This window comes from Lysinibacillus sp. NPDC093692 (assembly GCF_050280125.1).
Taxonomy (GTDB): Bacteria; Bacillota; Bacilli; order Bacillales_A; family Planococcaceae; genus Lysinibacillus.
The window spans coordinates 103,964-116,766 of record NZ_JBNNUW010000014.1; the positions used below are offsets into that span (position 1 = coordinate 103,964).

12 protein-coding genes are annotated in these 12,803 nt (G+C 38.2%); all 12 read left to right on the top strand.

Annotated elements, in window-relative coordinates; translation table 11 throughout:
- Positions 1–173 precede the first annotated feature (173 nt).
- The 12 genes from nusB to spo0A all read left to right on the top strand — a co-directional run bounded on the left by nusB (position 174) and on the right by spo0A (position 12,717).
- Entirely contained in the window at positions 174–554 is a 381-nt protein-coding gene (nusB, locus tag ACQKN4_RS15805; protein WP_053483714.1) for a transcription antitermination factor NusB, read from the top strand.
- Positions 555–587: 33 nt separating this feature from the next.
- Positions 588–1,454 (top strand): bifunctional methylenetetrahydrofolate dehydrogenase/methenyltetrahydrofolate cyclohydrolase FolD, encoded by an 867-nt coding sequence (gene folD, locus ACQKN4_RS15810; RefSeq protein ID WP_427484157.1) that lies wholly within the window; start codon positions 588–590, stop codon positions 1,452–1,454.
- Positions 1,455–1,593: 139 nt separating this feature from the next.
- The gene (locus ACQKN4_RS15815) at positions 1,594–2,409 is read left to right on the top strand and encodes an undecaprenyl-diphosphate phosphatase (RefSeq protein ID WP_427484158.1); all 816 of its coding nucleotides are present in this window, start codon (positions 1,594–1,596) and stop codon (positions 2,407–2,409) included.
- A 472-nt stretch (positions 2,410–2,881) separates the two neighbouring features.
- Positions 2,882–4,234, top strand: coding sequence for an exodeoxyribonuclease VII large subunit (gene xseA / locus ACQKN4_RS15820; protein WP_427484159.1), 1,353 nt, complete (start codon positions 2,882–2,884; stop codon positions 4,232–4,234).
- A 2-nt stretch (positions 4,235–4,236) separates the two neighbouring features.
- Positions 4,237–4,470 (top strand): exodeoxyribonuclease VII small subunit, encoded by a 234-nt coding sequence (xseB, locus tag ACQKN4_RS15825; RefSeq protein ID WP_427484160.1) that lies wholly within the window; start codon positions 4,237–4,239, stop codon positions 4,468–4,470.
- A 3-nt stretch (positions 4,471–4,473) separates the two neighbouring features.
- Positions 4,474–5,355 (top strand): polyprenyl synthetase family protein, encoded by an 882-nt coding sequence (locus tag ACQKN4_RS15830; protein ID WP_079561800.1) that lies wholly within the window; start codon positions 4,474–4,476, stop codon positions 5,353–5,355.
- Positions 5,356–5,519: 164 nt separating this feature from the next.
- Positions 5,520–7,421, top strand: a complete 1,902-nt coding sequence (dxs, locus tag ACQKN4_RS15835) for a 1-deoxy-D-xylulose-5-phosphate synthase (RefSeq protein ID WP_427484161.1) — start codon at positions 5,520–5,522, stop codon at positions 7,419–7,421.
- A complete protein-coding gene (locus tag ACQKN4_RS15840; protein WP_427484162.1) occupies positions 7,421–8,239 on the top strand; it encodes a TlyA family RNA methyltransferase in 819 nt (272 codons plus the stop codon). Before dxs ends, ACQKN4_RS15840 begins: the two co-directional genes overlap by 1 nt.
- Positions 8,240–8,339: 100 nt before the next feature.
- On the top strand, positions 8,340–8,789 hold the full coding sequence (gene ahrC / locus ACQKN4_RS15845) for a transcriptional regulator AhrC/ArgR (RefSeq protein WP_427484163.1): 450 nt from the start codon (positions 8,340–8,342) through the stop codon (positions 8,787–8,789).
- A 35-nt stretch (positions 8,790–8,824) separates the two neighbouring features.
- Positions 8,825–10,516, top strand: a complete 1,692-nt coding sequence (recN, locus tag ACQKN4_RS15850) for a DNA repair protein RecN (RefSeq protein WP_427484164.1) — start codon at positions 8,825–8,827, stop codon at positions 10,514–10,516.
- Positions 10,517–10,637: 121 nt separating this feature from the next.
- Positions 10,638–11,585, top strand: coding sequence for a SpoIVB peptidase S55 domain-containing protein (locus ACQKN4_RS15855; RefSeq protein WP_079561795.1), 948 nt, complete (start codon positions 10,638–10,640; stop codon positions 11,583–11,585).
- Positions 11,586–11,925: 340 nt separating this feature from the next.
- Positions 11,926–12,717 (top strand): sporulation transcription factor Spo0A, encoded by a 792-nt coding sequence (gene spo0A / locus ACQKN4_RS15860; protein ID WP_079561794.1) that lies wholly within the window; start codon positions 11,926–11,928, stop codon positions 12,715–12,717.
- Positions 12,718–12,803: the final 86 nt, after the last annotated feature.

Genomic DNA, 12,803 nt, shown 5'->3' on the forward strand with positions numbered 1-12,803 from the left:
ATGATTTTTTAATTTCAATATATTTCTTAGTAAAGTTAATTGCAGGGTGTTAAAATAAGCAAAAAGTTGCTTGAAAAAGGTATCAGATTATTGAAAACTTGCTTGAATTCGTGTTTCTCTTACGAATTTATGCTATTATAAACCTTAATGCCACTTAAGAAGGAGAGCTTTACATGAAACGACATGAAGCACGCGAAAAAGCGTTGCAAGTTTTGTTTCAGCTAGACAATACCGATCTAACAGTAGAAGAAGCAATGGGTCATATTAAAGGCCAACCAACAAATGTCTTCTATGAAAAGATTGTTACTGGAACAGTTGAACATTTGGAGGAAATCGATGCTGCTTTAGAACAGCATCTTGAAAAGTGGTCGCTTGCCCGTTTACCTAAAATTGAAAGAACGGTTTTACGTCTAGCTGTATACGAAATTTTATACATGCCAGAAACACCAAAAAGAGTAGTACTTAATGAAGCAATCGAGTTATGCAAAACATTTGGCGACGATGGTTCGTCTAAATTTGTTAATGGCGTACTTTCTAAATTTACAGAACAATAACATGTGTTGAATTGGAAGGAGTAACTAAGGTCTATGTCAAGTGCAATTATTAATGGTAAAGAAATTGGTCAAGAAATTCGTAATTCAGTAGCAGAGCGAGTAACGCGTTTAAAAGAGCAAGGATTAACACCAGGCTTAGCGGTTGTTTTAGTAGGAGACAACCAAGCCTCGGCTACATATGTGAGAAATAAGCAAAAATCTTGTGAAGCCATCGGTATGTTTTCAGAGCTAATCAAACTACCAGAAGAAACTACACAAGAATCATTATTAGCACAAATTGAATTATTAAATAATCGTGAAGATATTCATGGTATTTTAGTACAATTACCACTCCCAAAACATATTGATGAGGATATTGTTATTGCCACAATTGCTGTTGAAAAAGACGTTGATGGCTTCTCACCGGTAAGTGTTGGGAAAATGATGCTTGGCCAAGTAACATTTTTGCCTTGTACACCGTTTGGCGTAATGAAGCTTCTTGAATTTTCAGGAATCGAAATAGCAGGAAAGCATGCGGTCATCGTAGGGCGTAGTCATATCGTTGGGAAGCCAATGGGACAACTTCTACTACAAAAGGATGCAACTGTGACATATACGCATTCCAAAACACCAAATTTACCTTCGTTCACTAAACAAGCAGATATTTTAATTGCGGCAGTTGGACGTGCGAACTTTATTACAAAAGAGCATGTTAAAGAAGGCGCAGTTGTGATAGATGTTGGAATCAATCGTGATGAAAACAACAAGCTTTGCGGTGACGTAAACTTCAATGAGGTTGATGGAATTGCGTCTCATATAACACCTGTACCAGGCGGTGTAGGACCAATGACAATTACGATGTTACTATTCAACACTGTTCAAGCAGCAGAAAATAAGCTTGAACATATAGTTAAGCTATAATTTTGAATGACTCTTTATAAAAAGCTATCTCAATTTTTTGAGATAGCTTTTTTGTATGATTAAGTATTTCGAGAACTTTCACGTTGTTTTTAACGTCTAATATAACGTTTGGGTCATACATATGAATAGGGAGGTTTTTATGGAAAACATAGATTTAATACTGATTATCAAACATATTATTATCGGTCTTGTCCAAGGATTTACCGAGCCAATTCCTGTATCATCAAGCGGGCATGTTATGATTGCAAGTGAAATTCTTGGTCTTGGTGAGCAAGGATTTACTTTTGCTATTTTAACGAACACAGCATCTTTACTAGCTATTGTCTATATTTATCGAAAGGATATTATCCGACTCATCACAAATTTTTTCCTTTATCTTAAAACAGGAGAGAATCGTTATAAAGCGGATTTTCGTTTTTCCATATTCATTGTGATTGGTTCTATTCCAGCGGGCATTTTAGGTGTTTTATTAAGTGATGTTATTGCGGATAATGTTAGTATGACAACGATTGCACTTATGCTATTTGTGACAGGTATTGCCCTATGGCTAATTCGTAATATGCGTGGTACGAAAAGGGATGCGGATTTGACTGCGAAAGACGCCATCATCGTAGGTCTTGGTCAAGCTGTAGCATTAACTCCTGGTATTAGTCGTTCAGGAGCAACGATTATTTCAGCCATTGCAGTTGGTATGAAACAGGAAACCGCTTTACGATTTTCCTTCATGCTTTATATTCCTGTAAGTCTTGGAGGGGTTGTCCTTGGAATTTCAGATTTTTTAGATGAGCCAAATAAAAGTGCATTAGCAATTCCTTATGCTGCGACATTTATTGCGACATTATTTATGACTTATTTTGCAATGCGTTGGTTTATGGGAATCATGAAAAGTGGCAAGCTTAGCTACTTTACATATTATTGCTTTCTTGTAGGTACGCTTCTTTTAATATTTTATTAATTTAAAATGCCTCATAACTTTAAATAGTTATGAGGTTTTCTTGTTAGTTGAAAAAATGAAATGGTAGGTTTTTGACTTCTATCCATCATTTCGACGATTCTATCCGTCGTTCTGGCGGTTCATACCGTCACTAGGCCAGTTTTATCCGTCGTTTCAATCCGTCACTTCGCCTGTTTTATCCGTCGTCGAAGCTGTTTTTTCCCTCACTCCGTCTTCTTACCGTCACTCGGACTCTTCTATTCGCTCCCCAGCAAAGCACTCAGTAGAAACGCAACTCCACCCCTTATTTCGTCGAAAAGACATACTTTATCTAATACGAGATCTTAAGATATGTTATAGTAAGGTTTTCATTTCTATAAAAGACAGTCGTTTTTTCAAGCGAAACTGTATTTTGGCACGTCAGGCACAATAAAAAATGTTATGATAGGTGTAGTTTTGTGAAAAACTTGATTTTAGTAAAGGAGCCGGAAAAATGACATCTGCTTCTTATTTAACTGTAAAAGCATTAACAAAATATATTAAACGGAAATTTGATGCTGATCCGCATTTACGTGAAGTCTATGTAAAGGGAGAGTTATCCAATGTCAAGATTCATCAATCGGGGCATATTTACTTTACATTAAAGGATGATGGAGCACGGATTGCGGCTACAATGTTTAAATCAGCAGCCGGAAAGTTGGCGTTTGAACCTAAGGAAGGTATGCAAGTATTTATTCGTGGAGATGTAAACGTTTACGAAGGCTACGGTACATATCAACTATATGTACAGGAAATGCAACCAGATGGAATCGGTAGCTTGTTTGTTGCCTTTAACCAGCTGAAAGAGCAGTTACAAAAAGAAGGGCTTTTTAAACCTGAATGGAAACAACCAATTCCGAGATTTCCTGAAAAAATCGGGGTTTTAACGTCGACAACAGGTGCAGCCATTCGAGATATCTGTACAACATTAAAGAGACGTTATCCACTTGCTGAAATTTTTATTTATCCTACCCTTGTACAGGGAGCGCAAGCAGCGCCAAATATTGTTCGCAATATTGAGAGCGCAAATATTGATGCGAGTTGTGATGTACTGATTGTTGGGCGTGGTGGAGGATCGATTGAGGATTTATGGGCATTTAATGAGGAAGTTGTCGCAAGAGCGATTTTTGAAAGTCGTATCCCTATTATTAGTGCAGTAGGTCATGAAACAGATACAACTATAGCGGATTATGTAGCTGATTTGCGTGCACCGACACCAACAGCAGCGGCTGAGATGGCTGTACCTGATCAACAGGATTTATTTCAGCGGGTACTTACACAAAAATCACAGCTCCACCAAATTGTAAGAGCGCAACTTATTGCAGAACGGCAACGTCTAAATAAGCTCCAACAGTCTTATCCGCTGTCAATGCCAGAACGTCTATATCGACCATTTACGGAAAGGCTAGCACAACTTGAGTCGGGATTGCAAAAAGCAATGCAGGTCGATTTAATGAAGAAAACAGCGCAGTTTCAACAATTACGTAGTGCAGTAGAGCAGCACTCACCGAAAAAAGCATTAGCTTTCCATCAACGAGAGCTAGAAGCACATGTCCAACAATTAACTCGTGCTACAACACATTATGTAACGAAGCAAAAACAACAATTTGAGGCAACCGTCAGAACTTTAGAAGCATTGAATCCGCTTGCCATATTAACAAGGGGCTTTACGGTAGCTTATAAAGATCAACAAATGTTGAAATCAGCAGCTGATGTTAAGCCACAGGATCAATTAACACTTTCTTTCCATGATGGAAAGGTAATTGCTGATGTGGTAAAGATCTTGCCTAAAAATGAGGGGGAATAATTGTGGCAGAGAAACAACAAACTTTCGCAGAAGCAATGACGGCACTTGAGGAAATTGTCCGCCAGCTAGAGCAAGGTGATGTGCCGCTAGAAAATGCGATTGATTTATATAAACAAGGCATGGAGCTTTCGCAATTTTGCCATAGCAAGCTACAAAATGCTGAAGAGCAGTTAATTTCAATTGTCCAAGAGACAGGTGAAACGACAGCATTTGATCCACTAAAGGGAGAGAAATAAGAAATGAACGAGCAATTAAAGCATTTTATTGAAAGCAACATACCACAAGTTGAAGCTGAAATGTTTACACTAGTTGAGAAAATTGACGCACCAGCCAATTTAAAAGAGTCAATGCTTTATTCATTAAAAGCTGGAGGTAAACGTATTCGCCCTCTTTTCGTTTTGGCTGTTCTTGAACTATACAAACAAAATTTAAAGAATGGTTTAACTGTAGGATCAGTCATTGAAATCATCCATACGTATTCGTTAATCCATGATGATTTACCAAGTATGGATAATGACGATTTCCGTCGAGGTAAGCCGACAAACCATAAAGTTTATGGCGATGCATTAGCGACACTTGCAGGTGATGCATTGAATACACTTGCGTTTGGCATTTTAGCACGCATGGAAGTATCAGCTGAAAAACGTATTGAACTTGTCGGTCTGTTAAGTAAAGCAGCTGGTGCAGAAGGTATGGTTGGGGGTCAAGTACTCGATATAGAAGGTGAAAAGCGTCAGCTGAACTTAGCTGAGCTTGAGCATGTCCATATTAATAAAACGGGTGCTTTACTACGATTTAGTATTGAAGCGGGAGCGGTGTTAGCTGATGTATCGCAAGAAGAGCGCGAAACTTTAAAAGAATATGCGCATCATATCGGCCTTGCCTTCCAAATTCAAGACGATATTTTAGATATTGAGGGAACTACAGAAGAACTAGGGAAAACTGCAGGTAAAGATGTAGCAAGTGATAAAAGCACATACCCAGCTCTGCTAACTTTAGATGGGGCAAAGGAAAAGCTTGCTGAGCATTATCAGCATGCCAATAACGCACTAGATAAATTGCAAGTGGATGCCAGCTTATTACGTGATTTTGCAGCCTATATTGTTCATCGTAAAAACTAGGATAAAAACGAGGCGTTAAAGGCATAGAGTATGCTAGAATAGGTGAGGGCGTTTGCCAATGTGCAAACAATAAAGTGTTCGTACTTTTAGCATATTGATAACACTGTTATAATGGTGGAAACACAATTACGGTGAATAATTTATTGAAAAGGTGTGTGAGAAAGGTGGATTTAAATAAGATAACTAGTCCAGCCTTTTTAAAAAACTTAGATAAGAAGGAGCTTGAGCGACTTGCACAAGAAATTCGTGCCTTCTTAATCGAAAAATGTTCTGTCACAGGTGGTCATATCGGGCCGAACCTGGGTGTTGTGGAGTTAACGATTATGCTCCATAAAATGTTTGACAGTCCACAAGATAAGTTTTTATGGGATGTTGGCCACCAAGCTTACGTGCACAAAATTTTGACAGGTCGTGCAAGTCAATTTGACACATTACGTCAGTTCAAAGGACTTTGTGGTTTTCCGAAGCATGTGGAGAGTGAACATGATGAGTGGGAGACGGGTCATAGCTCGACATCTTTGTCAGCAGCTATGGGTATGGCTGCAGCACGTGATATTAAAAATGAAAAGAACTTCGTGATACCAATTATTGGAGATGGAGCTTTAACAGGTGGTATGGCACTAGAGGCATTAAACCATATCGGTCATGCTGAAACGAATATGATTGTCATTTTAAATGATAATGAAATGTCAATCGCTCCAAACGTCGGAGCGTTACACAATGTACTGGGACGTCTTCGTACAGCCAAGGAATATTCAAAAGCAAAAGAAGAACTGGAATCCCTTATGAATAAGATTCCTGTGCTAGGCGGTAAGCTTGCTTCAACTGCTGAACGCTTAAAGGATAGCTTAAAATATTTAGTGGTATCAGGTGTGTTCTTTGAGGAGTTAGGCTTTAAATATCTAGGGCCGATTGATGGACATGATTTCGAAGCTCTTGAGGCAACTTTATCACAAGCTAAAAAAGTAAAAGGTCCAGTGCTTGTTCATGTGATTACGAAAAAGGGCAAAGGTTATAAACCAGCTGAAGATGATACAATCGGTAATTGGCATGGGACAGGCCCTTATAAAATTGAAAATGGTGCCTTTGTAAAATCAGAGACGAAAGGTCCAGCTTGGAGTAGTTTGGTTGCCGAGACTGTTCGTAAAATTGCACATGAAGATAAACGAATTGTCACAATTACACCTGCAATGCCGGTGGGCTCGAAACTACAAGGTATCCAAAAGGATTTCCCAGAGCGTTTCTTTGATGTGGGGATTGCCGAACAACATGCAGCCACGATGGCAGCAGGTCTAGCGACGCAAAAAATGAAACCATTTTTAGCCATTTACTCAACGTTCCTTCAACGTGCCTATGACCAAGTATTACATGATATCGCACGTCCAAACTTAAATGTCTTTATAGGAATTGACCGTGCAGGCTTAGTTGGCGCAGACGGTGAAACCCATCAAGGTGTATTTGATATTGCATTCCTTCGTCATATTCCAAATATGGCAATTATGATGCCAAAAGATGAAAATGAAGGCCAACATATGGTGAAAACAGCCATTGAATATGATGGTGGTCCAATTGCGTTACGTTATCCACGAGGTAATGGCATAGGCGTTCCGTTAGACGATGAGCTTAAGACGTTACCAATTGGTAGCTGGGAAGTTTTACGTGAAGGTAAGGATGCTACGATCTTAACCTTTGGTACAACGATTCCAATGGCAATGGAAGCAGCCGGTATTTTAGCACAGCAAGGTGTAGAGATAGAAGTAGTCAATGCTCGCTTCATTAAACCAATGGATGAGGATATGCTTCATCGTATATTATCAAGCCGTAAACCAATATTAACGATTGAAGAGGCGGTTCTAAAAGGTGGTTTTGGTAGTGGTGTATTAGAATTTGCCCATGACCATGGCTATTTAACTGCACTGATCGATCGTATGGGTATACCGGATCATTTTATTGAGCATGGTAATGTAGACCAGCTTCTCGCTGAAATTCATATGACGGCTGGAGATACAGTGGCACGAATGCATGTGTTACTTCAACAAAAACAGCAAGTAGGTTTGAATAAATAATGACAAAACATCCAAAAGAACGTGTAGACATTTTACTTGTAGAGCGTGGGCTTTGCGAAACGCGAGAAAAAGCAAAGCGCTCTATTATGGCAGGGCTTGTTTTTTCTAATGAAATTCGTATCGATAAGGCGGGGGAAAAAATCGCTATTGATGCACCGCTACAAGTAAAAGGCTCTGATTTAAAATATGTTAGCCGTGGCGGCTTGAAGCTAGAAAAAGCGCTACAAATTTTTGATATGTCTGTAGAGGGGAAGCTAATGCTAGATATTGGCTCCTCTACAGGAGGATTTACCGATTGTGCATTACAAAATGGTGCAAGACATTGCTATGCATTGGACGTTGGTTCCAACCAACTAGCATGGAAAATCCGTTCTGATGAACGTGTAACTGCCATGGAAAAAACAAATTTCCGTTATACGACAGCGCCAGATTTAACAGAGGGCTTACCAGACTTTGCAACAATTGATGTCAGCTTTATTTCATTATCACTTATTTTACCTGTCTTAAAAACATTGTTAATGCCAGGTGGCGATGTAATGGCACTTGTAAAGCCTCAGTTTGAGGCTGGGAAAGAGAATGTCGGTAAAAAAGGTATTGTTCGTGATAAAAAAGTACATTTAGATGTTTTAGAAAAGACAGCTGCAATGGCGACAGAGGTTGGCTTTGTCGTTAAGGATGCTTCGTTTTCGCCAATTACAGGAGGCGAGGGGAATATTGAATTTTTATTCCATTTAGTGAATCCTATTGGTGATGAAGATGTCTCTGCATATACAGCTTTTAATACACTCGTTGAAGAAGCGCATAGTGCACTAAAATAACACGTGCTCGTTTACAGAGCCGTGTTTTTTCTTGTGCTTTTATGTTTAAAATGGTAGTGTAAATATACAAATATTCAACTATTTATAAGAGGTGACCGAGATGAACAAAGGACAACGACATATACGAATTCGGGATATTATTGCCAATCATGAAATCGAAACGCAAGATGATTTAGTCGATTTTTTAAAAGATGCAGGCTATAATGTGACACAAGCAACAGTATCACGTGATATTAAAGAACTTCATCTTGTTAAAGTACCTTTACAAGATGGACGCTATAAATATAGCCTACCCGCAGACCAACGATTCAATCCTATACAAAAATTACATCGTGCGTTAGCTGATGCTTTTGTCAGTATTGACGGTGCAACACACTTTTTAGTTATGAAGGCTCTTCCTGGTAATGCCAATGCTATTGCATCATTACTAGACCATTTAGATTGGCCTGAAATTTTAGGGACTATTTCTGGAGACGATACTATATTAATTATTTGTCGTAATGAAGATGAGCGTGAAAATACTAAAAATCGCTTATTAGAAATGCTATAAAATAGCAGGGTAATTTGATACAGAGGTGACATTTTGTGTTAAGAGAGCTAAGTATAAGAAACTTTGCCATCATCGAGGATTTAACTGTTAGTTTTTCAGGTGGTTTAACTGTTTTAACAGGTGAAACAGGAGCAGGGAAATCCATTATTATCGATGCAGTGCATTTACTTGCTGGCGGACGAGGAAATACCGAATTTATTCGTCATGGAGCTAAAAAGGCAGAATTAGGTGGTTTATTTCAAATTTCAAGTTCTGGGCATCCTGTTCATAAGAAACTTGAAGAGGCAGGCATTGAAATTGAAGAAGATACCATTATTTTACGCCGTGATTTAAATGATTCTGGAAAAAGTGTTTGTCGAGTAAACGGTAAACTTGTGCCATTATCTGTTTTACGTGATATTGGGGCTAGCCTTATCGATATTCATGGTCAGCATGAAAATCAAGAATTAATGGATGAGAAGCAGCATATCTCTTTACTTGATCATTTTGCCGAGGAACAACTTACACCAATTCAAGAGGCATACAGTTCTCAATATGATGAATATCGTTCACTAAAAAAAGAATTAGCTTCGATTTCGATTGATGAGCAGTTAATGGCGCAACGTATTGATTTGTATCAATTCCAAATGAAAGAGCTGGAGGATGCCAATTTAAAGCTTGGCGAGGAAGATGAGCTTCTTGATGAACGCCGTCGTCTAATGAATTTCAATAAGATTTTTGAACGCTCCAGTGCAGCTTATGAAGCCATTCAAGGTGAATCGAAAGGCCTTGACTGGATTGGCAATGCAATGGGAGCCTTAGAGGATGCTGCCACTATTGACGAACAATTTAAAGAGGCATCCGAATCTGTTACTACTGCATTTTATGCGTTACAAGATGCTGCGTATCAGGTTAAAAATGTGTTGGACGAATTAGAATTCGATCCTGCCCGTTTAAATGAGGTTGAGCAACGTTTAGCCTTATTACAAAATTTGAAGCGCAAATATGGCTCAACAGTTGAAGAGATTTTAGCGTATTACGATAAAATTAAAACAGAGCTAAATGAACTATTAAATCGAGACGAAATTTTGCAAGTGAAAGAACGAAAAGTGCTGGAAATGGAGACGGTACTTGAGGAGCTTGCTGCAGAACTTTCTACTGTTCGAAAAGAAGCTGCACATAATTTAAGTGAAGCTATTATGGCCGAGCTGCGTGAATTACATATGGAAAAAGCAAAATTTATTGTTAATTTTGATGAATTATCTTTCTTTGATGCAAACGGAAAAGATCAAGTAATTTTTTATATTTCTACGAATGTAGGCGAGCCACCAAAATCTTTGCCGAAAATTGCTTCTGGGGGAGAATTATCGCGTATGATGCTTGCGTTAAAGACGATTTTCTCATCGTCAAATGGCATTACATCTATTATTTTTGATGAAGTAGATACAGGTGTAAGTGGTCGCGTAGCGCAAGCAATCGCAGAAAAAATTGCAGCAGTATCCATTAACTCTCAAGTTTTATGTATTTCGCATTTACCACAAGTAGCTGCGATGGCTGATCATCATTATTTTATTAAAAAAGAAGTCGAGCATGATCGAACATTTACGTCATTGCTGGAAATAGATACGAATGCTCGTATCGAAGAAGTCAGTCGCATGATATCTGGAGCGGAAATTACAGATTTAACATTGCAGCACGCAACAGAGCTTCTAAAAATGGCGAATGAACGAAAAAAACAAATGAGATAGCAAAAGAATCCAGAAACAGCTCGTTGTTTCTGGGTTTTTTCTTTTTGCACAAATATTTACCGCTTATAAGAACGCCACAACAACACATAGTATAAAGACAAAAATAAAAAGGAGGTGTCGTATGAATCGTCGTTGGCGTCAATTTGTCATTTTGCCTATGCTCATCGTTTTATTATTCATGCCCGTAAAGGCTTTTGCCGCAAAAAAGCTAATTCCGATGGGCGAAGCAATTGGTATTCAACTTCAGCTATCACATGTATTTGTAGCACATGATGTGCTATTAGCTTCCAATCAGTGGATGAAAGGAGGCGCTGTGATTGAAAAAATAAATGATATTACAGTAAAAACACTTGCAGATGCCAAAAAAGCTGTTGCTCGACAAGGACAACAGAAATGGACGATAAAAAATGAAGGAAAAGAAGTGACACTTGAGTTACAGGAGCAAGAAGCTGAACATGTTATTTCCTTTCTAAAAGATGAAACAGATGGAGTAGGAACATTGACATACATTGATCCAGAGACAAAAAATTACGGTGCGTTAGGCCACCAAATCGTTGATTCAACTTTACAAGAAGCCCCTAATTTCCATGCTGGCTCCATTTTTTTAGCTTCGATTCAACAAATTCGTAAAAGTATACCTGGGCAACCTGGCTATAAAATATCCTCCATTGAAAAACATCAGGATCGATTAGGGAGTATAGATAAAAATACAGTTTATGGAATTTTTGGCCGTTGGGAAGACGGTTATCAACAAAGTTTGCCTAAAGCAATTGAAATTATGCATGAAAAGGATATAAAAACAGGAAAAGCGGAAATCTCTACGGCGATCAAGGGCAGTAAGGTGGAAACTTTTTCAATTGAAATTACAAAGGTTGAAAATGAACGCCTTGAATTCATAGTCACTGACAAAAAGCTCATTGAAAAAACAGGTGGTATTTTGCAGGGGATGAGTGGCAGTCCTATCATTCAAGACGGTCGTTTTGTAGGTGCCGTTACGCATATGTTTGTGGAGGAGCCGAAAAAAGGAGCAGCAATAACTGTAGCGGAAATGTTAAAAAAATCATCTTAAACGAAGGAGCTGCCAAGAGGTGGCTCCATTCTTCATTCCTTCATAAAAATATAATGTTCATCAAGTATTTCGTTTATTTATGAAGCGATTAGCGATACTTAAGAAAAACTGTAGTTTTATCTCCATTTTTTCACTAAAATAAATGGTATAAGCATTCGAAGCTTTGTCAGTTATTTATCATAACTTGTCGATATTAAATGAAAGTATCGGACTACATACTCATTTTTGGAAATTGAAAAGGTTTTTAAAACAATAATGTCGAAAATTCCACAGTGTGCAAAAAAAGCATTGGGGTAGGTAACGGGATATTCGAAGCACAGTTCAGAAGGAGGAATTTTAAATGACAAAGGTTAAAGTAGCAATTGCAGATGATAATCGTGAGTTATTAAAAACGATGGAGCAGTATTTTCAAGGACATCCAGAAATTGAAATCATTGCAACTGCTTCAAATGGGAAAGTTTGTTTACAAATGCTTGAGGAATTCACACCAGATATTTTGCTGCTAGATATTATTATGCCACATCTTGATGGGTTAGCTGTTTTAGAGTCGATGTATCAAAATGAACAAATGTCATCAATTCAAGTAATAATGTTAACTGCATTTGGTCAAGAAGATGTGATGAAACAAGCTGTAGACTTAGGTGCATCCTATTTCATGCTAAAGCCATTTGAATTTGATCAATTGGTTCAAAAGATCTTACATTGTGCTGGACAGAAAGCAACACTTCCTAAAAAGACAAGTGTTTTACAACCGACGGCACCTCAAAAATTAAATCAACATCAATTAGATAGCACGATTACGGCCATTATTAAAGAAATTGGCGTTCCTGCACATATAAAAGGTTACTCTTATTTGAGAGAAGCTATTCAGATGGTATTCGAAGATATCGAGTTATTAGGATCTGTGACGAAAATTTTATATCCAGAAATTGCTAAAAAATTCAATACAACACCATCACGAGTTGAACGTGCGATTCGTCATGCCATTGAAGTTGCATGGAACCGTGGCAATTATGAATCGATTTCGTCGATGTTTGGTTATACGGTACATCATTTGAAGTCGAAACCGACAAATAGCGAATTCATCGCCATGATCGCTGACAAGATTCGTATTGATATGATGGCGAGCTAGTCACGGTATATCAAGGTTTGTAGCGATTGGCTTACCGGAGAATGACCGGTAAATCTAAATTAGATAACGTTTATTTAGCGAAAATT

Coding starts and splice junctions, on each gene's coding strand:
- ahrC (WP_427484163.1), top strand. CDS start 8,340: ATGAACAAAGGACAACGACATATACGAATTCGGGATATTATTGCCAAT.
- ACQKN4_RS15840 (WP_427484162.1), top strand. CDS start 7,421: ATGACAAAACATCCAAAAGAACGTGTAGACATTTTACTTGTAGAGCGT.
- xseA (WP_427484159.1), top strand. CDS start 2,882: ATGACATCTGCTTCTTATTTAACTGTAAAAGCATTAACAAAATATATT.
- folD (WP_427484157.1), top strand. CDS start 588: ATGTCAAGTGCAATTATTAATGGTAAAGAAATTGGTCAAGAAATTCGT.
- ACQKN4_RS15830 (WP_079561800.1), top strand. CDS start 4,474: ATGAACGAGCAATTAAAGCATTTTATTGAAAGCAACATACCACAAGTT.
- ACQKN4_RS15855 (WP_079561795.1), top strand. CDS start 10,638: ATGAATCGTCGTTGGCGTCAATTTGTCATTTTGCCTATGCTCATCGTT.
- spo0A (WP_079561794.1), top strand. CDS start 11,926: ATGACAAAGGTTAAAGTAGCAATTGCAGATGATAATCGTGAGTTATTA.
- nusB (WP_053483714.1), top strand. CDS start 174: ATGAAACGACATGAAGCACGCGAAAAAGCGTTGCAAGTTTTGTTTCAG.
- ACQKN4_RS15815 (WP_427484158.1), top strand. CDS start 1,594: ATGGAAAACATAGATTTAATACTGATTATCAAACATATTATTATCGGT.